Origin of the sequence: Bacteroides sp. DH3716P, from assembly GCF_025914115.1 — a bacterium.
Lineage (GTDB): Bacteria > Bacteroidota > Bacteroidia > Bacteroidales > Bacteroidaceae > Bacteroides > Bacteroides ovatus.
The window spans coordinates 4,457,221-4,482,783 of sequence record NZ_CP083673.1; the positions used below are offsets into that span (position 1 = coordinate 4,457,221).

The 25,563-nt window shown below is 43.8% G+C and carries 16 protein-coding genes and 1 pseudogene; 4 read left to right on the forward strand and 13 right to left on the reverse strand.

Going from position 1 to position 25,563, the window contains the following annotated elements:
* Window positions 1–92 precede the first annotated feature (92 nt).
* Window positions 93–1,058 (forward strand): DnaJ C-terminal domain-containing protein, encoded by a 966-nt coding sequence (locus KQP79_RS16670; RefSeq protein WP_004301036.1) that lies wholly within the window; start codon window positions 93–95, stop codon window positions 1,056–1,058.
* A gap of 14 nt (window positions 1,059–1,072) precedes the next feature.
* Window positions 1,073–1,387, forward strand: a complete 315-nt coding sequence (locus KQP79_RS16675; RefSeq protein ID WP_004307142.1) for a chaperone modulator CbpM — start codon at window positions 1,073–1,075, stop codon at window positions 1,385–1,387.
* Between the two features lie 109 nt (window positions 1,388–1,496).
* Here KQP79_RS16675 and KQP79_RS16680 read toward each other — a convergent pair whose 3' ends face one another.
* From KQP79_RS16680 to KQP79_RS16740, 13 genes are all read right to left on the reverse strand, one after another.
* Window positions 1,497–1,970 carry a GAF domain-containing protein gene (locus KQP79_RS16680; RefSeq protein ID WP_004307141.1) on the reverse strand — a complete coding sequence of 158 codons (474 nt, stop codon included), beginning with the start codon at window positions 1,968–1,970 and terminating at the stop codon, window positions 1,497–1,499.
* 7 nt (window positions 1,971–1,977) lie between these two features.
* Complete coding sequence (locus KQP79_RS16685) at window positions 1,978–7,038, reverse strand: DUF4132 domain-containing protein (RefSeq protein ID WP_138343122.1); 5,061 nt, start codon at window positions 7,036–7,038, stop codon at window positions 1,978–1,980.
* A 38-nt stretch (window positions 7,039–7,076) separates the two neighbouring features.
* The gene (locus tag KQP79_RS16690) at window positions 7,077–7,496 is read right to left on the reverse strand and encodes a hypothetical protein (RefSeq protein ID WP_004301032.1); all 420 of its coding nucleotides are present in this window, start codon (window positions 7,494–7,496) and stop codon (window positions 7,077–7,079) included.
* Window positions 7,497–7,503: 7 nt separating this feature from the next.
* Window positions 7,504–9,258: a rhomboid family intramembrane serine protease gene (locus tag KQP79_RS16695; RefSeq protein ID WP_117514598.1), complete on the reverse strand. Its 1,755-nt coding sequence runs from the start codon at window positions 9,256–9,258 to the stop codon at window positions 7,504–7,506.
* Between the two features lie 153 nt (window positions 9,259–9,411).
* On the reverse strand, window positions 9,412–11,118 hold the full coding sequence (locus tag KQP79_RS16700) for an acyl-CoA dehydrogenase family protein (protein WP_004301030.1): 1,707 nt from the start codon (window positions 11,116–11,118) through the stop codon (window positions 9,412–9,414).
* Window positions 11,119–11,124: 6 nt separating this feature from the next.
* Window positions 11,125–12,144 carry an electron transfer flavoprotein subunit alpha/FixB family protein gene (locus KQP79_RS16705; protein WP_004301029.1) on the reverse strand — a complete coding sequence of 340 codons (1,020 nt, stop codon included), beginning with the start codon at window positions 12,142–12,144 and terminating at the stop codon, window positions 11,125–11,127.
* A 2-nt stretch (window positions 12,145–12,146) separates the two neighbouring features.
* Window positions 12,147–13,019, reverse strand: coding sequence for an electron transfer flavoprotein subunit beta/FixA family protein (locus KQP79_RS16710; RefSeq protein ID WP_004321625.1), 873 nt, complete (start codon window positions 13,017–13,019; stop codon window positions 12,147–12,149).
* A 262-nt stretch (window positions 13,020–13,281) separates the two neighbouring features.
* Window positions 13,282–13,812: a GNAT family N-acetyltransferase gene (locus tag KQP79_RS16715; RefSeq protein ID WP_004301027.1), complete on the reverse strand. Its 531-nt coding sequence runs from the start codon at window positions 13,810–13,812 to the stop codon at window positions 13,282–13,284.
* A gap of 8 nt (window positions 13,813–13,820) precedes the next feature.
* Entirely contained in the window at window positions 13,821–15,695 is a 1,875-nt protein-coding gene (locus tag KQP79_RS16720; RefSeq protein ID WP_008999740.1) for an alpha-L-fucosidase, read from the reverse strand.
* A 39-nt stretch (window positions 15,696–15,734) separates the two neighbouring features.
* Complete coding sequence (locus KQP79_RS16725) at window positions 15,735–16,415, reverse strand: hypothetical protein (protein ID WP_004307137.1); 681 nt, start codon at window positions 16,413–16,415, stop codon at window positions 15,735–15,737.
* Between the two features lie 136 nt (window positions 16,416–16,551).
* The gene (locus tag KQP79_RS16730; protein ID WP_008999741.1) at window positions 16,552–19,398 is read right to left on the reverse strand and encodes a TonB-dependent receptor; all 2,847 of its coding nucleotides are present in this window, start codon (window positions 19,396–19,398) and stop codon (window positions 16,552–16,554) included.
* Window positions 19,399–19,409: 11 nt separating this feature from the next.
* Window positions 19,410–20,723, reverse strand: coding sequence for a DUF4925 domain-containing protein (locus KQP79_RS16735; protein ID WP_004311757.1), 1,314 nt, complete (start codon window positions 20,721–20,723; stop codon window positions 19,410–19,412).
* Window positions 20,724–20,753: 30 nt separating this feature from the next.
* A complete protein-coding gene (locus tag KQP79_RS16740) occupies window positions 20,754–21,956 on the reverse strand; it encodes a DUF4925 domain-containing protein (RefSeq protein WP_004311756.1) in 1,203 nt (400 codons plus the stop codon).
* 1,054 nt (window positions 21,957–23,010) lie between these two features.
* On the opposite strand from KQP79_RS16740, the pseudogene KQP79_RS16745 reads away from it, so the two are divergent.
* Together KQP79_RS16745 and KQP79_RS16750 are read left to right on the forward strand one after the other, a co-directional pair.
* Window positions 23,011–23,340: pseudogene (locus KQP79_RS16745) on the forward strand (VTC domain-containing protein); the annotation flags it as partial.
* 168 nt (window positions 23,341–23,508) lie between these two features.
* Window positions 23,509–25,503 carry a carbohydrate-binding domain-containing protein gene (locus tag KQP79_RS16750; RefSeq protein WP_008999743.1) on the forward strand — a complete coding sequence of 665 codons (1,995 nt, stop codon included), beginning with the start codon at window positions 23,509–23,511 and terminating at the stop codon, window positions 25,501–25,503.
* Window positions 25,504–25,563: the final 60 nt, after the last annotated feature.

Consider the following 25,563-nt stretch of genomic DNA (forward strand, 5'->3'; position numbering starts at 1 on the left):
ATTAGGTATTAATCCTTGTTAATTTTTGCATCCAAAAATGGGATTGGCGTGTTATTTGCCGTATGATGTATGAACGATTAAATTCATAAAACATGGCCTATATAGATTATTACAAGATTCTTGGAGTAGACAAAAGTGCTTCTCAGGATGATATCAAAAAGGCTTTTCGTAAGTTGGCCCGGAAATATCACCCTGATTTGAATCCTAATGACCCTAGTGCAAAGGATAAATTTCAGGAAATCAACGAAGCCAATGAAGTACTGAGTGACCCCGAGAAACGTAAAAAGTATGATGAGTACGGAGAACATTGGAAGCATGCCGATGAATTCGAAGCGCAGAAACGTGCACAGCAACAAGCCGGAGGCTTTGGCGGTGCAGGAGGTTTCGGCGGATTCGGCGGTGCGGGTCAGGGTTTCTCCGACGGTAACGGAACCTATTGGTATAGTTCCGATGGAGAAGGATTTTCCGGTGGCAACGCTAGTGGATTTTCCGATTTCTTCGAATCAATGTTCGGACATCGGGGAGGAAGAGGACAAGGTTCTGCGGGATTCCGCGGACAGGACTTTAATGCCGAACTTCATCTTTCCCTTCGTGATGCTGCTCAAACGCATAAGCAGATATTGACTGTAAATGGTAAACAGGTACGTATCACTATCCCTGCCGGTGTAGCCGACGGACAGGTTATTAAACTGAAAGGCTACGGAGCCGAAGGTGTCAACGGAGGACCTGCGGGCGACTTGTACATTACGTTCGTTATAGCCGAAGACCCGGTGTTCAAACGCCTGGGCGACGATCTGTACATAGATGTGGAGGTAGATCTTTACTCTGCCGTATTGGGAGGCGAGAAAGTAGTCGACACGCTGGACGGTAAAGTGAAACTGAAGATAAAACCGGAAACGCAGAACGGTACGAAAGTCCGTCTGAAAGGTAAAGGATTCCCGGTTTATAAGAAGGAAGGACAATTCGGTGACTTGATTGTGACCTATTCTGTCAAGATTCCTACGAACTTGACCGACAAACAGAAAGAGTTGTTCCGTCAATTACAGAGTATGAACTAAAATGAATGAGTACTATGCAGACCGAATTAATAATTGTCAGTGAATACTGTCACAAATGTCATATTGAGCCTTCATTCATCGAAATGTTGGAAGAGGGCGGTTTGATTAACGTGCATACCGAAGGCGGTGAACATTATCTGCTTTTGTCGGAACTCCCGAACGTGGAACGTTATAGCAGAATGTACTATGACTTATCCATCAACATGGAAGGTATCGATGCCATTCATCATTTGCTGGAAAGGATGGAAGATATGAGGCACGAAATGCGTTCGCTTCGCAAACAACTTTTGCTGTACCGGGAACGGGAAATAGAAGATATGGACTGGTAAAAAAATAGAGCCTCTGTTTGATTCGAACAGAGGCTCTATTTATAGTAAACGGAGGCTCTGATTCATTCAATCAGAGCCTCTGTTTTTTCAGGATGTTTATGCCGTTATTTTATAATACAATATACGTGCAAATCTCTTCCAGATAGCGTGCGTCGATAGTGTCGAAGCTATCCAATGTATCACTGTCGATATCCAGCACCCCGGCAACTTTCCCCTGCTTGAGGATCGGTACTACTATTTCCGATTTCGAGTCCGAACTACAGGCTATGTGTCCGGGAAACTGCTCTACATCAGGAACAATCAGTGTACGGGCTTCTTTCCAAGCGGTTCCGCAAACTCCTCTGCCAAAGCGGATGCGAGTGCAGGCAATGGGGCCTTGAAACGGACCCAGTACGAGTTCTTCCTCTTTCACAAGGTAAAAGCCTACCCAGAAGAAACCGAAAGTCTGCTTTAAGGCTGCTGCCATGTTGGCAAGATTGGCAATGAGATCTGCTTCCGTACTTACCAAAGCATGCAGTTGCGGAAGTAACTCCCGATACTTTTCTTCCTTGCTTCCTGTGTGGATGATTAAATTTTCTGCCATCTCTTTACTATTTGATTTGGTTCAGAATGCTCGGATCTTTTATCTTATCGTCTTCTGCAAAGAAGATAATCTTAGTCAGTATCTCGGCAGTCTTCGGATCTTCATCTACGAAAGGCAGGAACAGGCGTCCGCGATTTTGCGAATGTACCGGAAGAACGGCTATCTGTGCACCACCTTCCTGATGGATCACACCGCTGCCCAGATGAATATTGTACTTACCCAGTTTACCTTCGATGTGAGCAAAACTTCCTTTTATTGTCACGTTCTTGAAATGAAACAACGGCATCGTCAGTTCCACCAGTACGCTGCGCATCTCGATGGTAGAGTGGCTGGTTTCCGGGTCAACGCTTCCGGCATGGGCTACGCTTACTGCCAGGTCTACGTCTCTCATTACTTCGGAGAAGATGACAGGAGGAATCTCCGAGATTTTCATTAACTTGTAGTCTTTGCGGTTGTGGAAGCAGACATATTCTAATGTCGGAGCTTCGATGTCGGCAGGAGAGAACCAGTCTGCCATCGCATAGATGGTGGCGATGATGTTCTCTTTGTAATAGATCTTTTGGAGACCGTCTTCATAGTCGGCTACCCAGCGACGGCCTTTCAGTACGGCAACCGTTTTCTGCGGTTGGATCTGGTTGCCGGCATAGCGGCGGGATTGAGTGGCTTCTATTTCTTCCGGAGTCGGAACGTAAAGTTCGCGGAATACCTGTTTGAAAGGTTGGCGGATTGATTTATCGAACAGGAATTTTTGATAAGCATGCCAGTCTCCGCTTGTATACAGGTCTGTGGGGTGCGCGATGCGTAACTCGTCTTTCGGTTTTAACGGGAGGCAAACGGCATTTACTGTAATCAGCAATCCATCGGTGTAGAAGCCCGTCTGTCCGTTGCAGATGAAGACGAGATGTTTCAGTAATGGCCAGATAACAGGATTCTGCATCAGCTTGCGCAATTCGTTTTCTTCAAAATGAGTGCAGTCTTCCATCGCCTGTTCCAGCATGATGCGCGAACGGGTGTACTGGTCTTTCAGCTTTTTGTGTACTGCTTTCAGTTCTTCTATATACGGATGCTTTTTCAGCTTGGCAGGCATGCTGTTGAGCTCTTTGCCGTCTTTGATTTGCTTAATCTCCGATTTACCTTCCTCGTTGATTTGTACATACACTTCTACGCCGTCTATCTCTTTGGGGGACAGGTAGGGAAGAAGTTCTTTAATCAGTTCGGTTTCCATGCTCCAGGTCAGGCGGGTAACGTCTCCGTAACCGGAGTTGCGTGCCAGGTTTTGCAGAGCGATGTTTACCGCTTTCTTTTCGCTTTCCTGTCTTTGAGCACCGAATTCCTTGCTCTCTTTCAGGAACTTTTGCAGGTATTGATAACGATCCAGCAGTTCTTTATCCGGCTTCCGTCCCAATGGGATGAGGCCGTAGCTCATCAATAAGTCTTTGTTGCGCTTGGCTATTATTTCTTTCTTTATATCTGCCGCCTTCACTGCACCGTTGGTAGCATCGGCAAACTTACGGGCACGGGTATGGCTGTTGCTGCATGAAATATATTTGGCGGCATTGTAGACCACTTCGAAGCGTTGCTTGCCAATTGTCTTAAATGCATCTTTGAACCAGTCGATGTCAAAAGCACCTTCCCGCAGGTCATCTACGTCGATGGGGGTGTAGCGGGCGATAATCGCTTTCTTCTTGTCGTCACACGTTTCATTGGTGTGGGCGTGGAAATAATAGGCTGCACTTGTCAGTCCTTTCCAGCCTATTGCCTTTTCAGTCAGTTCAATCCATTGTGGGGCGAACATGGCGGCTTCTACCAGTCGCTCGTCGCTGATTTCGGCTTGTTTCGCCAGTTTCTTCAGATTCTCGCTGGTGTCCGTAGGCAGGGGATGACAAGCATGGAGCAGACTGCTCAATACACCCCGTTTGGTGCTGCCCCAGTTGTAACTGTCACGTATGAAAGTATCTTTGCCGAATGCTTGCAGAATACGGATAAATGTTTCAGCTCCATAGACGTAGCTTAGTTCTTCTGCAAGGGAGGTGACTTGTGTCTCGGAGTCTCCACGTTTTAATTCAATTTCAAGAATCCGGTCTACCACCTTTTGGACGAGGGAACGGAAGAGGGAGAAGTCGATGTTTTTGATATCGGCGTATCTTTCTTTTTCCTTGTTGAAACGAACGTTGTCGTTCAATACCATAGTGATTGCTTTGATCTGGCTGGGAGAGCTGATGCGTCCCATCATTTCACGGTATACTTCCTCTGTCGGGATGATTCCCATCATCCAGGCACGGGCGAAGTCTGTGGCATGAAGATAAGAGTCTGTTTCCTCTAGTTCGGGGGTGTGCTCCATGTAGTTGGTGAGCTTATAAAGCTGATAGCGCACTGTGAAGTAACGGATAAATAGATCATCATTCATGGGCTTTTGAGGCATTTCGAGCCAGAAGTTCACGAATTTGTTGTTATGTATCGGATAAACGACCTGTTTTTCTCCGTATTCCAGTTTGTCCCGAAGCCATGCATGCTTACTGGTGTACTGGCGGAAGATGTTTTTGGTATTTAGCAAAGGCAATAGTTGGAGCAGCATATTGACGGCCAGTCGTTGATAGACGGCTTCATCTTTGTATTCGTATGCCAGTGCTTCGATGATGTCACTCATCTGTTCATAGTACGGCATCTTGCGGAGGTCTTTTTGCAATCCGCGGTAAGTGATGCCGGCATACATCCGGTTGACAAGCGGCTCAAAAGTATTACTTGATTTCTGGTCTGCCTTGATGTCTTCTTCATCTTCCTCGTCGGAGTCGTCTTCGTCTTTAGCGGTACCTGTCGATGCAAGCATGAAACTCATCATCAGCAATTTGTCGTAGCTTCCTATTTCTTCTTCGTAGAAGGCTTTCCACAATTCCGGGAATCCGAGTCCGCTCAATCCTCCGTAGTTGCTCCAGTTTATCAGGACACTGTTACCTACCAGACGTGCTTCTCCGTAACCATTTTTGAATTCTTCATTCTTGTAGGTTTCGATGTATTTGCTTAGTTTTTTGAAAACGAGTTTGGCCCTTCCAAAACAGATGAATTCGAATGCTTTTTTAACGTTGAATCCTTTGTCCTGGGTAATTTCCGGCAGACTGACTTCAAGAGACGGATCGTACAGACCGAAACCGTTATCTTTGGTATAATGTTGTGTGACGCTCTCTTCTGTTCCATCGCCAATCAGAGATTCTATCAATACTTTTTCTTTCGGGTTCGGCTTCTGAATCTCTTTAACTGTCGGGATCAATTCCTGATAGATATCTTGCAGGAATTCTACATTGTGTATGGTCTTCATCATGTCCAATCCTGCCAGGCGGCGTTCGGCAACCTTGTCTGTTAGCAAGCGGCGGATGCTGTCGGCTAGCTGTTCTTTGGGCTGTTTCATCAGCAGATTGATAGCATGGATACGCATTTCGCTGTATTTGAAGCGCAGTAACTCTTCTACTTTCTGGTTTTGTTCGGGCGATAAGGTCATCTCGGACAATGCTTTATATGCTTCTTCACGCACATCTTGCGAACGGTCTCCCAGTGATTGCAGTACATATTCTTCCTGTAGCAGACTGGTCGGTGGAGCTAATACAACACCGATATAGCCTGCCCGCATATAAGTATCCAGAGAGGGCAGATAGCTGCAAAGATCGTCTTTCAATGCAGAATTATTAGTCATCCAGGTGATATATGCCATTTTGAGAACGATTTCCGAACGGGTGAGTTCTGTGCTTTCCCAAGGGAATACATAAGGAGAATAAATCTCTTTGGCAGAGATGGACTGATAGATTTGCTTCAGATATTCATAATGGCGGACCGCCTCTTCTTTGCTATCAAAATAGTCGTGGAGTGACGGGGCGTCTTTGTGCCCTCCGTACCGGCTAAGATAGAGACCGGACAGATACAACGGTAAGATAGCCGCCACCACCGACGGTTCCTTATACCATCTTTCAAAGGCATTTTTACTGATGCGGTGGTTCATGCCGGAGTATTGCGTACGGCGTAAGAAATAAAGTAATGTCTGTACCTGGTATTTAGCACCTTTCTTGATAATTTCCGGTACGAGCGTCTGAATCTCTTCCGTATTATAGAATCCGATGCTCCATAAAGCCAGATAGAGTTCGACTGTATCTTTGCTTTGAAGAGCACTGTGTGCTTGTTTCCGGTCGTTCAGAAAACGATGGATCAGTTCTACATATTTATTGGTGATACGTTCGCTGCTGTCTTGTTCTCCGATACCCGTACTGACTGCAATACCGCGTTTCACGGAAGCAAATCGTTGCAGGCCGTTGTCGCAGATGACCGAGAAAAGATGGAGATAACTTTCGGGACAACCTTCGTCCATCGTTTCCACGATAGCTTGGCGGAGACCCTCCTGTAACTTGGCTGCCAGAAGTAACTTCCCTTCCAGTTCCAGCAAGGGGCGGTATCCACTTACTGCGATAGCCTGGAGATGTCCCTGGTTGAGGCGGTTGGCGTTATTCTCACTGGTCAGCACATTGTTGAGGTATTCAATGACAGTCTGGTTGCCTTCTGCTATTTGGGCGGCCATCCAGTTTTGGCAGTTCATCGAATCCTTGTATGCTTCTATTTCTTCCGGAGTGTTTCCTCCGTTCAGTATGGCTTGAACCGTAAATCCGGTGGCGCGCAGTTTCAGAAACTGGGTCAGTGCATCTATAACGTGGCCGATATGCAGAAGAGGATTTGCCGACCGTTGTGACCGGCGCGAGTATCCGTGAGTGTACGGGCACCGTGCTTTGAGCTTCAGATAGGTGTGGAACAGGTGGGCGTACTCGTCTCCCAATAGATAGCGGAGTAGCTTGTTCAATTTACCATCGAAAAGATTGGCAACGCTTTTAATCTTCTCTTCTTGGATAATATAGATGATGCAAGGCTCTAATTTATCGCTGTATGCACCATACCGGGTATCCATGTTGAAGTATTGCATAAATACATCCAACAGTGCCATTGTCTCTTTGTCTAAACTGGTTCTCTTTTTCGTTAACCTTTCCAGGTACGGAGCAATCCGTTTATTTAATGCGTCATTGTAAATCAGTCTCATGATTCTTTTCGTTTTAAATGTGTTTTATAGGATAATGATTACCATAATCTTCCCGACAGCATAGCGAGCCGGATGAAGGTTAAGGTAGATTCTTCTTTAAGTTGGATGGGAGAGGATAGGTCTCCGGTTTCCGTATCATCCATGAAGATACGGAAAATTCCGTCCTCATAGGATTGCAAAGCATTGGTGATGGCTTCGACTTCTGCGGCAGGTTTGCCATTATAGTTTACTGCAAACCCTACTTTGCCGGAAGCTGTTTTATTTTCCACTTCTTCCTGTGTGAGGTATTTCAGCACTTCGCTCTGTTGCAAGCGTTCATTGTATTCGCAGACTTGCCAACTGACGATGGCTTCGATCAACCCCTGTACATTGACAGGCGGAACAGGAAAATCGATAGGAATCTTTTCGATACTGCACTTTCGCTTTCCTAACTGTTTGATTTGGATATATACTCTCATATTCTCTTTATTGGGTGATCTGGATACTTGATGTAATGGCATTCAGATCGGTTTCAGCTTCTTCGTCATAGACAAGCATGACAATAGCAAAAGATCGTTTCTTGCTCTCTTGAAAGTAATGCAACGCTATTTGTTTTACATCCTCTCCCGGTTCATCAGGAGCCCCGATGTGCAGGGGATTCGTGATCTTTGTCATGGGGAGTCCGTTGATGTTGACATTGCTTAGTTGGTAATCTTCTGACGGTTCCCCTTGTGCATTTCTTGGGAGAGTGAGTGATAACTCTTTCATGTGTTCAAACTCCTTCTGCGTGTCGTAGGTGAGGGCGGTAATCGTTAATTGATTCCCTCCGTTGACCAGCATGAGTAATGGAGGTTCCGCACCGTCAATAATTCCTTTTGCTCCTGCTATTTTTATCCAGTTGGTAGGATACTGGCAACTGAATTTGGTGGCTGCATCATAATAAGATAGCCACGTATCGTCATTGCCGACAGGCGTATATGCCGGAACTTTCCTGCTGGAAAGATTGTCCGTAGCATTCACAGCGGAATGATTACTGTTCTCGTTTTCCTCTTCCAGTTCACCATTCAGATAGGCTTCCACAATGCCGCTTTCCCATTCATTGCGTATCTCCGGGTAAAGAGGAGGAACGTTTTTGCACAGGATCATGAAGCTGAACAGGAATATACAGAATATACCAAGCTCCCCGATGATGGAGACAGTCCGCTGTGCATCGGGTTTCTCGAACTTGTAGCCGACCACGTATATAATTCCCAGAACAAACCCGCTTAACAACCCGCCAATATGGGCGGCATTATCAATGCCGGCTTTCATCCCGTAAACCAGATTATACCCCACAAAAATGAGGATGCTGGTTAACAATGCCTTTCGTTGTTCTTTGGCGATGCGATGAAAGAGGAGGAATGCAAGGAATATACCGTAAAGTCCGAAGATAGATCCGGAAGCTCCGGCGCTGATTGTCTCACCGTGCATATACAGGCTGAATGCAGCCGAACATAATCCGGTTAGCAGGTATGAAACGAACATACGGCGTCCTCCTATCAGTTCTTCCAACAGAAGTCCTACATACATGAAAGCATACATGTTCATCAGGAGATGGAAAGCTCCGATATGTATGAAGTTGCAAGTCACTGTGCGCCACCAGTCACCGGTCAGAGTCAGCGGTCCGAAGTCGGCTCCCCATTTCAGTAGTGACAGAGTGGAAGGAGACATAATACCCACTCCGGAAGCAATCATTACAATGAATACAAGAATATTGATGTCTATCAGGATGGGAGTTGCTATAAATCCTTTGCGGGGAATGAAGAAAGACAGGAAAGAGTTCCTCTTCTTTTCTTCCTCTATGTAGGCTTTTTCTTCTTCTGTGAGCGGGCGGTTGAACTCTTCTTCGAAATCTTTGGCCCTTTGGGCTAGTTCTTCCGGAGTGAGTGAGGCTTTTATTTCTTCCATTGTTTCCCGTAACTTCTGGATATTTTTTCTGTTCTTTCCATAATCAACAAATTGTACGGAAGAAGACTGACTGCGAACGGATACTTCCCCGTCACTTCCCTTTTCTATGGTAAAGGTTATTGCCTCTCCATGGGAGCGTATACTGAACGGGACTTCAAACCGGATTCCTTCCGGAGTTACTTCCTCGATATTCCACTCAAGTTTTTGAGAGGCTTCGAGAGCCAATATAAGGATTTCCGTGTTTGATAAACCTGGCAAATACAGTTTGTCATTATATGAAGGTTTGAGTGCCATATTTCTATCTCTATCTACATTCATCAATTAAAAAATTACTTATCTCACTGACAAATGTATAGAATAATAATGGAAAATAATAGAATATGACAAATAAAAAAAGCATCCATTTCGTAAGAAAGGATGCTTTTATCAGATTTAGTCGATTATTTGTTACTTTTTGTAGAAAGCCAAATCTTCTTTGTCGAAGTTTTCGATGAAATTTGTATGCTTTTCTACTTCCGCTTCTGCATAGTTCAAATATACGTGTGCAGATTTGGAGAACAGTTCAGAAGACTTGCTGGCATCTTGAATCAGTAAGTGACACATGATAATATCAGCAGCCATTTCCACCAGTTTGCGAGCGGTGAAGTCAAGCAATTCCTGATCCTGTACTTCTTTCACAGCGTTGGTACTTGCTTCAAATTTGTCAGCCATCTTCTTCAGGCGAGACATCAGCGGTTCCATTTCCGGTGAACAAGGAATGGCCTCAAACTCGCGGATAGTAGCGATGTAAGAACCATTAGTCACGTAACGGATAGCGGCTACAGTCTGCAACTGGGTAGTTCCTTCGTAGATGCTGGTGATACGTGCGTCGCGATAGATGCGTTGGCAAGCATATTCCATCATGAATCCTGAACCACCGTGAATCTGGATACAGTCATAAGCGTTCTGGTTAGCATATTCAGAGTTCATACCCTTAGCCAGCGGAGTAAAGCTGTCTGCTAGTTTGGCGTATTTTTTCTGTTCCTGACGTTCTTCCGGAGTCAGTTTACGTTCGCGGGAAATATCATCCAATGCTTTGTAAATGTCTACGTAGCGAGCTGTTTGATACAGCAAAGCACGTCCGGCATCCAACTTACCTTTCATGATAGCCAGCATATCGTATACTGCCGGGAATTCGATGATTGCTTTACCGAATTGCTTACGGTCTTTAGCATAAGCCAATCCCTCATTGTAAGCAGCTTGGCTCAATCCTACAGACTGCGCAGCAATACCCAGACGGGCACCGTTCATTAAAGCCATAACGTATTTAATCAAACCGAGTTTGCGGTCACCGCAAAGTTCAGCTTTTGCATTCTTGTACACCAGTTCGCAAGTAGGAGAACCGTGGATACCGAGTTTGTTTTCGATACGACGTACGTTCACACCACCCTCATTCTTGTCATAGATGAACATAGAAAGACCACGACCGTCTCTTGTACCTTCTTCCGAACGAGCCAATACCAAGTGAAGATTAGCATCACCGTTTGTAATAAAACGTTTTACACCGTTCAGCAACCAGCAACCGTCTTTTTCGCTATAAGTTGCTTTCAGCATAACTGCCTGTAAGTCGGAACCTGCATCCGGTTCGGTCAAGTCCATAGACATCGTTTCACCTTGGCATACGCGAGGAATGAAACGGCTGTGTTGGTCAGCGTTACCGAATTCATACAGTGTTTCAATACAGTCCTGCAAAGACCAGATATTTCCGAAACCGGCGTCGGCAGCAGCCACGATTTCTGCACACATGGTGTACGGAGTGATCGGGAAGTTCAAACCGCCGAATCTGCGTGGCATGGTCATACCGTTCAGGCCGGCTTTCACCATAGCGTCTAGGTTCTGTTTGGTTCCGGAAGCATATTCTACGCGACCGTTAGCACAGTGAGGACCTTCTTCGTCTACACCTTCTGCGTTAGCAGCAATGATTTCTCCTGTGATTTCTCCTGTAATCTCCAATACTTTGTCGTAAGAGTCTACAGCATCTTCGAAGTCCAGCGGAGCGTAGTCGAATTCATCTTTATCTCTGTAATTGCGTTCTTTGAGTTCGCAAATACGTTTCATCATCGGATTGTTCAAGTGAAACTTGAGTTCCGGTATGTCTGTATAATAATTAGCCATCTTTCCTTACTTGCTATTTTGTTTATAATACTTAATCATCTTCGGCACAACTTCTTCGATACTTCCGTTGATTACGTAATCGGCAATCGTATTGATCGGAGCATCCGGATCGTTGTTAATGGAGATGATGATACCACTTTCCTGCATACCGGCGATATGCTGAATCTGTCCGGAGATACCGCAAGCGATGTAGAGTTTTGGACGAACCGTAACACCAGTCTGACCGATCTGACGATCATGGTCTGCGAAACCAGCGTCAACAGCAGCACGGCTGGCACCTACTTCTGCGTGAAGTTCTTTAGCGAGGTCGAACAATAGGTTGAAGTTTTCTTTCGAACCTACACCGTAACCACCGGCTATGATGATCGGAGAACCTTTCAGGTTGTTCTTTGCCTTTTCTACATGGCGTTCGATGACTTTCACTACATAGTCCGTGTCGGCTACATACTTTTTCACGTCGTGACGGATTACTTCTCCCTGATAAGTCGGAGAGAGGATTTCTTTCTTCATCACACCTTCGCGAACGGTTGCCATCTGCGGGCGGTGTTCCGGGTTCACAATCGTAGCAACGATGTTACCACCGAATGCCGGACGGATTTGATATAACAGGTTCTTATAAGTCTTACCTTCTTTTTTGTCTTCGTGGTCACCGATTTCAAGTGAAGTACAGTCGGCAGTCAATCCGCTGGTCAGAGCAGAAGAAACGCGCGGACCGAGGTCACGACCGATAACGGTAGCACCCATCAAACAGATTTGCGGTTGCTCTTCTTTGAAGAGGTTCACCAGGATAGCTGTGTGAGGAAGTGATGTATAAGGGTAAAGGCCTTCACCGTCGAAAACGTGAAGTTTATCTACTCCGTAAGGAAGGATTTGTTTTTCAATATCTTTGAGGCCGCTTCCGGCAACTACAGCTTCGAGCTGACAGTTCAACTGGTTGGCTAACGAACGACCTTTGGTCAGAAGTTCGAGGCTAACGTCTGCAACGTTACCTTCTTCTATTTCGCAATATACAAATAAGTTATTCATGATTATCCGATGGTGTGGTTAGCTAATAGTTCAACAATCAGGTCTTCCACGTCACGGTCGCTGCCGCTGATGGTTTTGCTCTCTTTAGCCTGGAACACGATGTTCTGGATGGCTTTCACTTTTGTCGGCGAACCGGACAGACCGCATTGTGCAAGGTCACCGTTTACGTCGGCTACACTCCATTCTACCAGATTCAAATAATCACGCTTGTCATACAAATCGGTATAATCAAGGTTACCTTGTTGTTTTTCGGTAACTGTTTTGGCGTGTTTGTATTTCTGAACCAGTTTCGCATTGCGCGGACGGCAAGGAGCGGCAGAACCGTTTACGGTAATCACGATAGGCAGCGGACCCTCTACAGTTTCTACACCACCGTCGATATGACGTTTCACCTTGATTTTACCATCGCCCACTTCCAGAATTTCTTCTGCGTATGTGATTTGCGTCAATCCTAGCTTCTCTGCTACCTGCGGACCTACTTGCGCCGTGTCACCGTCGATAGCCTGACGACCACCAATGATAACGTCGCAATCACCGATTTTGCGGATGGCAGTAGCCAATGCGTAAGACGTAGCCAGTGTATCTGCACCAGCGAAAGCACGGTCGGTCAGCAAGTAACCGTTATCTGCGCCACGGAAAAGTCCTTCACGAATAATGTCGGCTGCCCGTCCCGGTCCCATGGTCAGGATGGTTACGGTAGAGCCTGGATGAGCATCTTTCAGTCGAAGAGCTTGCTCGAGAGCATTCAGGTCTTCGGGGTTGAAGATAGCGGGAAGTGCCGCGCGGTTAATCGTCCCGTCGGCTTTCATGGCATCTTTCCCAACATTACGTGTGTCAGGAACTTGTTTTGCCAATACAACAATTTTCAAACTCATGCTATAAATTTTAGTATTAGTATTTCTACAAGTTAGCAGCCAGTAGTCAAGTAGTAATATCTTGCTATCCAAACTATCCGGTTAACTATCAGCGTGCAAATTTACTCAAACGCTTGGTTCTGACAAGAAATCCGAGTAAAAAATGCACAGGTTTAAGATTTTTGAGCAAAAGAGGAGGGTTTTTATAGATTTAATTCAGGGTTGACAAAGCGTTTATGGGCAGTCTGCCGGATTGTCCGGCAGACTGTTGATGAATTCCGGATTATTTGATAAGTTCGTAATAATGTGCATTCGTGAAATTATCATTCTTGAAAATAGCCTTTTGCATAATTCCTACTTTCGTGAATCCCACTTTCTCTAATACCCGCATGGATGGGGAGTTATGCTCAAATACGACTGCGAATACACGTACCTTATCAGTGTGTTCGAAATAATAGTTGATGGCTTCTTTCAGGGCGTCAGTAACGATTCCCTGGTTCCAGAAAGGTTCTCCAATCCAGTAGCCTACTTCTGTACTAAAACGTTCTACATCCGTAGCGGGTACAAAACCGATACTTCCAACTGCTTCTCCGTTTACCTCAATGCAGAAATCTTGAATGTTTTCTTTCGCTTGTACCATAGAGAGAAAAACGTTAGCATCTTCCTGACTATAAGGATAGGGGAGACCGTCACGACAGTTATCCCAAATATTCTTGTTATTGAGATATTGGGCTAATGATGCTACATCTTCGGTTTGCCAGGTACGGAGAGTATAGTTTTTCTTCTGCACAATAATTCCTGTTTTTTGTACCATATCATCTATTATTGTATCCCAATTTCAGCTAACCCCATCGGTTCACCGTCATGTATCATCCGTGTTGCTTTCAACTGAATGTAGCGAGCCTTGACCGGAGTAAAGTAAACCGATTGCAAAATCGGATTGCTCTTTATATTGGAAAATTCATCTTTGGCTACTACCTGGTTGACCGCATTACTGTCCGTACCTACAGATATTTCGTAGGCTGCGATCAACCCTTTATTATATTCACTTTGGTCGGGGAGATAGTGGAATGAGGTAATCGTGCGTTCTTCTCCCAAGTCAATCAATAGTGTATTTCCATTGATGAAACAGGTGGTCTGGTCGTTTTTATCCATGCCTTTCTGTGCTTCCTCTACATCTACTCCAACAAGAGTGAACGGGTAACTTTTCAGTTCTGCAGCTTTCGCTGTGTATGTATCCGAAGTCTCTCCTGCATAATATGCTTCAATGTTATTAATACAGAGACAAGCCCGTGAATCCGTGAAGCGGACACGAATCTTATCCGTAGTGATTGTTTCGAAACGAAGGAGCCGTTTATATCCGATAGTGGTAGTCTCCTCATTGAGCTTTACTGGGAGCCATTCGCCTGCCTGGTTATATTCTACAACGAATGATTTGACACGTTGTCCGAGAGGAATATATTCCTGCAACATCATACGGTTGATCTTTTCTGCCTGAGGTAAATCGAATTCGATAGTGGCTGAAGTGACATCATCATTGGTAGCCCAATAAGTATCATAATCACCGTCGGTCACAGCTTTGGCGGAGAATGTTCTTCCACGTTCGTCCGATGCTTTGGGAGAGAGTCCCGCCAGCAGATTGTGTGCCAGTTGTTTTTGTACATTCTGGTGGAAGTTTACGGCATTGGCAGAGTCAGTAGGGTGAATCAATCCGTCACGGTCTACCGGGAAGTTTAATAATAGCGTTGCGTTATGTCCTACGCTGCGGTAATATAAATCAGTCAGTTCGTCTACTGTTTTCACACGGTCGTCTTCTTCCGGATGATAAAACCATCCCGGACGGATGGAAACATCACACTCGGCAGCTACCCATAGGTTACCATCGGCATGACCATATTGCAGTTCACGATACTTGGGATAGCCCGGATAAACTTCTCCTGCACGAAGAAAAGACCAGTTAGTAGCTCCGGCAAATCCGTGTTCGTTGCCTACCCAACGACAGCCCGGACCTCCATCCGAGAAGATAACAGCTTGTGGCTGTAACTCATCAATCATCTTGTAAGCTCGCGGATAGTTATAATAAGTCTTGCGGTCGATTGTACGGCTGTCTTTTGCTCCGCCATACCAGCCGTCTCCACCGTTGGCACCATCAAACCAGATTTCAAATACGTCACCGTAGTTGCTCAGCAGTTCGTTGAGTTGTTTATAGAAGTATTCTACATATTCGGGAGAACCATAATTGGCCTGATGCCTGTCCCAGGGCGAGAGATAGACTGCGAATTTAATGCCATACTTTTTGCAGGCATCCGACAGTTCGCGGACAATGTCTCCTTTTCCGTCTTTGTACGGAGTGTTGCGGATACAGTACTCTGTCAGTTGCGTAGGCCACAGACAGAATCCATCGTGATGTTTCGCTGTCAGGATCACTCCTTTCATGCCGGATTTGACAAATGTCTGTACCCATTGCTCACAGTCCAGACGGGTAGGGTTGAATGTTTTAGGATCGGAGTCTCCATATCCCCATTCACGGTCGTTGAATGTGTTAAGTCCGAAGTGTACAAATGCATACGTTTCCATTTTTTGCCATTCCACCTGTTTGGCTTCGGGAATGGGTAAGATAGCTTCCGGTGCTTTTACCGAATTACAGGCACTTAGTAGAAAAAGACCTGTTGCGAAGATAAGAAAGTGTTTTTTCATGGGGGTGTTTATTAGTTAATAATTGAATGTAAGAATCATCTACAATGTAATTCCAACTACAAAATAAAGTTGCTCTTCATAAGGGTTGGCTATTAGCTTTCCGAAGATGGGTAAAGAGAAGTTGGATGTTATTTTAATATCTTTTGTTGCAGATAATCCGATATTGACTACATTGAATTTGTCGGAGTACATACTTTCCCAAGGAGTGAAACCAGCTTCGATATTCATATTTACATCCTTCACGCTGAACGGGTAACTCAACTCGCAGTAACTGGACCAGGCACGTTTCCCGTTTTCCCGGTAATCGTTTCCGGCAAAGGTCGTGTACCAGCTTACTGACAATGGGAACTTTTCGCTAAGCATATAGCCGGCTCCTACCTCGAAAGTGTGCCCGGTAGAGTGCGAACTGTAATTGAAGTATTTAAAAGGTTCCTCTTCTGTCTGGGTAAAATAGTTATTGGCGTAAAGAGTCAGGTTTTTGTATTCGTACTCTAGTGATAAATCTATTTCATTGTTCTTTTCGCGAAATTCGGTAGAACCCCATGCGTAAACGGTCAGTCCTTTCCAGTTGAGGCCGAGTGAAGGCTGTACACTTGCATTGCCGCTATCCATACCGCGCCAGATATAACTGCTTACAAAATCAGCAGTTACAAAAACTTCTTGTGCCTGTGCAAAGGCCGTACAAAACAGGATGGCAATAAGTAGGATTTGTTTTTTCATTTTATCGGTTATTTCTTCTCGTTTTCGGGGGGTAAAGATACGCAATATATAGATAAATGATGACAAATGAGGAGAAAAAAGAAAACGGCTGCATTGAGCAGCCGTTTCTTAAGTAATTGTGAATCTTGAAAGTTAGTTAGAAAGTGACGTCCATTTTCAGTACGAAAGTACGTGGAGCGGCAACTGCCATTGGGCGGTTGCTGTATTCTTTATTCAACAGGTTATTCACCATAAACTGGAAAGCTACTTCTTTTGTGGCTTTTACTCCGAAGCGCACGTCAACAGTGGCATAGTCCGTATTATGTTTTTTCCAGTAAGTAGCCAGTGTCTCTCCTTTTGAATAACCGAAAAGGATGCCACGTACATAATCCATCAGGTCTTTCTGCTGTTTCTCGCGTTCGTCCAACATCAGATAGTCAACTGCCAGAACTTTGCTCTTCCATGCTACATTGGCACCGACATTGATACGTTTCCACTGGAAATCTACCGTAGCTTTAAAACTGTGCTTCGGGCGATATTTAAGGTACTTACCTGTGTTCGATTTCTCTTTCATCTGAAGAGGATCGGTATAAAGCCCCTCTACTGCATTACGTTCCTGATAGTCAGCATCGCGTGGCTCCGTGTATACATATCCCAAGTTATAGAACAATTTCGTGTTCTTATTGAAATTATACACGCCGTTCGTTGAGATTTCTACTCCGTAAATCTGGGCTTTCGATACATTGTGGAACTGGGCTCCGATACCGAACCCTTTGCCATCTGTCAGCATCTGGAATGCATCGCCTATGCTATTAATCATCGTGTAATTGGCATTGTTGAACAGCCCGAACTGGAATTCAACCATGTCTTTATATTGTGTATAGAATCCTGCAACATCCACAAAACCCTGGAAATTACCAACTTTATATCCTTGCTTAATTCCTAATTCCGCATTAAATCCTTTCTCCGGTTTGATGTCCAGATTAGGATAAACGCCAACTCCACCAATATCCTTGCGCAGGTATTTTTCATTGATAGACGGATTACGGTAACCCTGTCCGAAGCTGGCACGGATAAAACTGTAATCAGCCAACTGATAATTTAACCCTGCACGGAAGACAGGACGGAACGGAACTTTGGTTCCGAAGATTTTAGTTTCGGCTTCACGGTGATGATTATTCACCCGATAATATTCGGCACGTACACCGGCAGATACACTCAAACGATCCCAGAAGCGCTGATCGTATTGGAAGAAAGCAGCTATATTATCACTTTTGTATACCTCATCCATTACAGCGGAGTCATAGCGGATATGTTCCAGGGTTACTCCGGTAGTGATTTGTGCACCGCCTTCCCATTTCTTATTGAACTGGTAGTCGAGGTAGTAATCGAAGTTCTTATCAGTCTGTGTTTTTGGAGTGTTTCGTGACGGATTGATAACATTTGATAACCACGGAATCAGATCACTCGGTAACTGTCCGTTCGTAAGTCCCCCTAAGTCACTCGGCACTCCGTTGTCCATTACCCAAGAGATCAGATCGCAATAATCGGCAGTCGTCGCATTCGGGAAAATATTGCCTAATGAGGTGAACACTCCGTTCATGGCATCTTCCAGGTTGCCGTTGACAAGTCCGGAACCTATACCTACCAATGCAGGATAAAGTGAACTGTAATCGCCACCGGCTATATTCTGTATCGTTTTGGCATCAGTTCCCATATTTCCCAGAATATCAGTGATGGAAGTTCCTTGGGTAGGGCGTACGATATTGTCGGCGCTGTAATAGAAACGTCCTTTAATCTTATGTGACGTACCGTTTTCCGGATTCACATAGTTGATGAACGGATCGATATGGAAATTATTCTCTTCACGTCCCATGTTGGTGAAAGGAGACGGTTTGTACACTTCCGTTGGTGAACGCCAGATGAAGAAGTCGCCGTATTGATTGGAAAGGAAATCGACATTGAAACCATAGTTCAACAGTTTCATTCCCATATCGGGCTGATGATAAGTGAGGCTCCCTCCCATACGGAAACGTTTGTTGTATCCCTGTTGGCGGTATCCTTCATCAGTGAAAAGATTGATTCCTCCGCTGACATCGAAATTACCGATACGGCGGGAATGGGAGAGGTCGAATCCTTCGTAAATAGGATTCCGTATACCGCTAAGAAGACTTCCGCGCAGGATCGGTTTAACAGAATATTTATCATCTTTCCAGAAACTCTTGTCGCTCCATTGGTATTCGTCGTTTTCCGCATCACCATATACACCGATATAGGCGCTGAATCGTGTTTTCGGTGTCAGTCCCGGACGTGCGGTACGGATATTGATAATACCATTCAAAGCTGATGAGCCATATAGTACGGAAGATGCTCCTTTAATCACTTCCACCTGTTCTACGTTCTCTAAAGGAACAGTGTTCCAGTTGATTTCTCCTGTTTTCGGATTCAGTGTGCTCATTCCGTCCACAAGAATTTGGCTGCGTGCACCTACTCCGTAAGTCCATCCGCTACCTCCGCGCATAGAAGGTTGTTTGTCTACAATGTCTACACCGGGAAGTGTGCGGAGAGTGGAAGAAATATCCGTGGGTGCCTGACGGGCAATATCTCCGGATTTAACAACGTCCATGGAGACAGTGACATCACTCAACTTCTGTTCAAAGCGTCCGGCACTGACTACGACTTCTTCCAGCAGCTTGGTGCTTTCTTTCATGTAAACGTCTTTGGTGACTACTTCACGCTTGTTGATAACGATGGGCATCAAGACATCATCATAGCCAACATAGCTGAATACAAGGTCAACTCCACCTTCGGGAAGTTTGATTTCATATTCTCCGTTAATGTTAGATACTACTCCCTGATTACCATGAAGTTTGTAGGTGACGGTGGCTCCGACCAATGGCTCATTGGTCTTGGCATCATATATATGTCCTTTCAGGGTTTGGGCAAAGATGCTTCCGAAACCGGTAAGGCATAACAGGATTGTTAGGATATATAATTTCTTCATTGTTTTTTGTTTTATTTATTTGGAACAATTTCCAAACCAAATTCTATTTTTTCAGGTGATAGAAAAGCGTCTGATATACCGTTCAAAAATATAGAGATGATTCCTCCCAGTGATTGCATATCTTCTGGAAGCAGACTGACTATTAGCGGACTAAGATCTGGTAGTAATTTGGCTATGGGAGTAAAACCTTCTTTGTCTAAGTAAATAAAAGTATGTCCATCTTTTGAAATAACTTGCATCGGGATTCCGGTAGTTAACCAATTGAAAATAGCTTTGAAAGAAGTGTCATTGACATTGAGCAGGAATCCAAGTGTTTCATTTTTTAGACTTTGATTGAGCGTGGTTAGCAATTCTTTCACTTTCATAGCATCCATTTGGGATATAGCTTCAATGATAGCATTGGTTATATTGACATCCATATATTGATTGCCGCTGGATATTGAGGCAATAATATTAGCTAAGTTTAATTTTAATATTAACTTACCGTCTTTTTGGAACCAATTAGCAAATCCTTTTGGAGATGGAATATAATTACGGTTAACAATGTTAGGAGTAATCATATCCTGTGTTAATGGATTTTCTAGAAATCCAAAAATGATATCCATGTCTACTCCTGTCAATGGTTCATTTGAATAAGAAGCCGTTACATTCCCGTCCGCTCCTAAAGTAATTTCTTGTAGAACTTGTGGCAAAATATAACTTAATATGTTTTGAATGGCACTACCCCATGTTTGAGTTGTGGCTCCACTTTCTGAAGCTTCTATGTCTGCATAAAAATAGCATGATGCATTTAGTACTTGTCCGTCAACATCTTGCCATGTATATTCTTCTCCCCACATGTCTCCAACTACAATCGTTTTGATGCCATTAATAACTGTGGGTAGTTTATAAGTATTTGCCCATAATTCTGCATTGCCCATTTTGATATTGGATATATTTAATGTTAACTGTCCTTTTATTACGCGTCCTTCGTATCTAAAAGAGCTTAAAGTCTCATTTCCCATACTATTTCCTGAAAAAGAATATCCTTGCCCATCTCCAGAAAGGGGGATAGACATAATTTTTACTTCTTTTTCTCCTGGTAAAATATCATATAAGTTAATAATAGCGGTTTCTCCTGTTACAGTGCTAAAGTCTACTGATTTTCCGATCATTGTTTCACCATTATAGGTAAGAATTAGATTCGGATTGGGGTTTGATAGTTTATTTGAATAATTGGCTGTTACATCTATAGGCTCTGGTCCGTAGTGATCATTATCACAAGAAGTTAAAAATGCAGACGCTACGGCAAGGCAGCTTATTAATAGGATAGATATTTTTTTCATTGTTTTTTTATATTAGATAATTAAAATGAATTATTTCTTAGCTGTGAGGTCAATACCGATTTCCATTTTATCGAAAAGGGCTGCAACTTCAATTAAATTTGTTTCCAGCAAACTACCGATGATGCTGATGAACGGCATGAGAGTTTCTTTGTTGAAATAGATATAAGTATGTTCTTTTGTTGAGTTGATGCCCATTGGTATTCCGTCTTTCATCCATGTGAGCAGAGTTGCAAAAGTATCATCATCCAATTGAAGAATATAGGTGATTATTTCATTGTTTAAAATCATATTGATGGCACTTAACGTTAATTTTAAACGTGCCGGGTCAGATTTTAGAAGTGCTTCACTGATTCCTGCGATAAGCTGATAGTCAATTTGCTTTCCGTTGTTTTGTGCTATGAGAGACACAATGGCAGGGATATTTAGTTGTACGACAAATGCTTTGTTGCCTGTTTGATTCCAGTAGGCCAATCCTTTGGGAGATGACTCATAAGTGCGTTTGTTGATCAGACTTTTGAATTCAGCGTCAGTTTTGCCCGAATTGGCAACTTCCATAATTTCATTCATGTCTACAGGGCTCGTAGTATAGCTGGCAGTGACAATTCCATTTTTCTCAAATGTAATATCCTTCAATACATAAGGAAAAATCACATCTAATATATTAGTTGCCATTTGCTGTATTTGTAAAATCACCGGCTGGAGAGATTCTCCTCCTGCTTTTGTAGTAATATTCACGTAGCTGGCTCCGCTATTACGGATGATACTTTCTCCATCTGTTGTGTGGGAGTATGCAGGAAATGTATATGTGTTTGCAATGGAGTTGGCATAAGCCATTGTTACGTTCAGTGATAGTTGCATGTTTTTCGGAGTTATTATTCCTTCATATTTCACCGTAGCTCCTCCCATTGTGATATTGGTCCCGCTGAAAGTATAATATCCTTTCTTTTCATTCTCATAAAGTTGGATGCGACTGATAGGAGTTTCCTTTTCTCCCGGGATTATATTATTCAGCGTCAGTGTTCCCGTTTCGCTATCTTCTGTCTTGAAGCTGACAGTTTTTCCAATTAATTTCTCTCCGCTGTAGGTTAGGTCTAGCGTATATGGTTTAATATACGAGCCATATTCCTGACTAATTTCTCCTGGCCAAAATAGCTTGTCATTGTAAGTTTCTTCGCATGATGTAAAGAAAAATACTGCGCAAGCGACATAAGATAGTTTTCGTAAGTTTCTCATTTTGCTTTTTGTTTTTATTGCGTATTTAATAAAACTTTGCAAAGTTCGACTAACAATTCTTTATTGTCAAGGTCTGTTTTTTTATTTTAATGTTCTATTTTTAATCGTATGCGGTAAAAGTACCTAAAATGAAAAAATAAATGTGTTCTATTTTTAATATCGATTGTTCTTCTTTTAAGAATGGCTGTAAAAAGAGAATGAAGAGGTCTCTAAAAAAGCAAATGGTTTTCCTCCTATTTTTCACAGGTGAGAAACCGTTCATTTTTTTTCTTCTCTATTTCTGACTCTTGCGGAAAGTTTAGAATGTAATATTCATCTTTACAACTTTCAATAAATACTTCCGTAAAAAAGTGAAGAGGAATCCGCTGGAATATTACAAGAAATAAATCTATGTTTGCTTAAAATAGGGTTATACATAAAAATAGGATGTTTTATACATTTTCTTTGCTTTAATTAGAACCTATATGAGGATAGCAAATAAATAGGAGCTTAAATGTCTTTTTGGATTCTCCCAAAAGACAGTGATTTGATAGTAAATCCTTGCTGTTTGTATTTGTTTGCTACCAGATTCGAAATAAATCAATATTTTTTTTCTGATGTTATAGCTATTTGTTATATTGAAAATTAACGAAGTTAGAAGTGACATAGCTTGGAAACGACTCTTATTTCAATCAACGCCTCCTTCCTCACCGATGAACGGTAGCTTGGTCGGTGAGCAAGGAGGCGTTCCTCACCGACCAAGGATACCTTGCATTTAAAGAACGGACGTTTTCATACAATGAAAAACGGTCTGTTTACCCTTTATTTATGCATAATAAGGGGCGTGATATGCATATTCTTGCACTAGATTATGCATTTTATTTTCTATTTGATTCGATTCATAGCCACTGTTGAATAATAGAATCTTAAGAATAGAACAGAACAGTTTATTGCTGTAATACAGTCGATTCACCGATAAGAATCCCCCGTTCATTGATTTTTTTTCCTTTTTCTGCTTCTCTGTCATACATTTGTTACAGTATTGTAACACTTGCTACTCTAATCCCTTATGAATATGAACGAGGCATGTAATGTAACCACCGCACTTTCCGCTTTCTCCTCCATTTCTTTGGAAGAGATGAGTACCATCCGTTTGATGAACCGTACGGACACGAAGTATATCGTTTCGCTCTCTGCCCTGATGGACGTATTACAACGGGCGAGTAATTGTTATCGTGTGCAAGAGGTGCAGGGGGAGCGAAATATAGCTTATCACACTACCTATCTCGACACTCCCGATTACGCCATGTATCTGGCTCATCAAAACGGAAGAGTGATCCGTGAGAAGATCCGTGTAAGGACATATGTCTCTTCCGGTCTGACTTTTCTGGAAGTGAAGAAAAAGATATTCTCCGGTTTCGATGCTTCTCTGGAAGGTGAATTTCGTACAAGGGACGGATTGCAGACGGTGGAATGCTGGTCGGGTTCGGCAGGTGTTTCCTATAAGATGTTTCGTTGGCTGAAAGCGTCTGCAGGATATTCATTTAAGTTTTAATAGATAAAACAAGAAATTATGAAAAGGATTGTGTTGTTTTGGATACCGCTTTTATTGCTGTTGTTGGTGAACTGTACGACGGAATCATTCGATTTCGGCGATCAGGAAGGAATATTGGTCGGAGGTTCGGGAGGTGGAGGAAGCAGTCAGCCCAACCCGACGATTCCCGAGGGATCGGAAGATTTATTGGGATTTACAATCGCTTTTGATGAAAGTGATAAAACGGCGTATGGAAGCATGTCGGAAACGGTTACTTCCGATGATGATTTTATAGAGAACTCCCAATTCGCCTCTGTGGTGACGATTATCTATAATGGAACGACTGCTGCGGTAAGCAATGGTGTTTCAGGAGTGGAAGTGTCTTCCAATGGGGCGCATGTCGTGGTTAATTCTACAGTCAGCGGAGTAGAATATGTGTTGAGCGGGACTACTACGAATGGCTCGTTCAAGGTATATAGCGAAAAGAAATTCAAATTATCACTGGCAGGGGTGTCTATACTCAATCCGGTAGGTGCTGCCATTAATATCCAGTCTTCCAAACGTGTGTTTGTGGTATGCGCGGATGAAACAACGAATGTGTTGACAGATGGGTCTTCTTATACGGCAACTACTGATGGAGAGGATATGAAAGCCTGTCTGTTCAGTGAGGGGCAACTCATTTTCAGTGGAGGCGGTTCACTCACAGTTACCGGAAATTATAAACATGCCATCACAAGCGATGATTATGTGCGTTTCCGTAGCGGGTGTAATATTACGGTAGCTTCGGCCAAAAAAGACGGAATCCATACTAATGAATCTGTGATTATCGGCGGCGGAATACTGAATATATCTTCTGACGGCGATGCTATTCAGTGTGAAGAGGGAGGAATTACGATGACCGGAGGATTTGCCAAACTCTCTACAACGGACAATAAAGCGCATGGGTTGAAATCTTGTCTGGATGTGGTAATCAGTGGCGGTGCTATTCAGGCACAAGTGGCGGGAGCAGCCTCCAAAGGAATATCCTGTGATGGTAACCTGACCATCTCCGGAGGAAAGCTGACTGCATTCACTTCTCAAACCGCACTTTATGAAGACAATGATTTGAGTTCGTGTGCAGGAATTAAATGTGACGGAAATATCCTGATTACAGGAGGGGAGATCGCCATACAGAGTACAGGTGGAGCCGGTAAAGGTATCAACTGTGACGGTTCGATTACCATCAATGACGGCACGGTGAAAGTGATAACTACCGGTACGCAGTGTGTGTATGGCAAGCTCGACTCGTCGGCAAAAGGAATCAAAGCGAACGGTGCGTTGACAATCAATGGAGGAACGGTGCTTGTGAAGGCTACCGGTGGGGAAGGTAGTGAGGGTATCGAGAGTAAAAGTGTGTTGACTGTCAATGAGGGTACAGTTGCCGCGCTTTGTTACGATGACTGTATGAATGCAAGTAACAGCATTGTTCTTAATGGTGGCAATATTTATTGTTATAGTTCCGGAAATGACGGCATTGACTCTAATGGTACGTTGACCATTACGGGGGGAGTGATCGTATCGTCGGGTACTACTTCTCCCGAAGACGGATTCGATTGCGATCAGAATACCTTTAAGATTACCGGGGGGATTGTTCTGGGTATTGGAGGAGGAACAAGTACACCTACATCAAGTGTATGTACGCAACGCACTGTGATCTATGGCGGTTCGGGAAGTAACGGAGAAATACTGAATATCCAGTCGGCCGACGGAACCAGCGTACTGACCTATCAGATTCCCCGTGCTTATTCTCAAATGACGGTATTATTCAGTAGTCCGAATCTGACCTCGGGCGGTAGTTATACTATCTCAAAAGGAGGAACGGTTTCCGGTGGTTCCGAGTTCTTCGGGTTATATTCGGGAGCCACTTATTCCGGTGGCACACAGACGGCAACATTTACTGCCAGTTCGATGGTGACACAAGTCGGCAGCACTTCCGGCGGTGGCCAGCCCGGTGGTGGAGGCGGTGGACATGGACCTGGTGGATGGGGATGGTAAACAGCAGTTTACCGTCGAAATCCGTTCTTTGGTCGATTCTATTTGTGATAAAACAGGTTC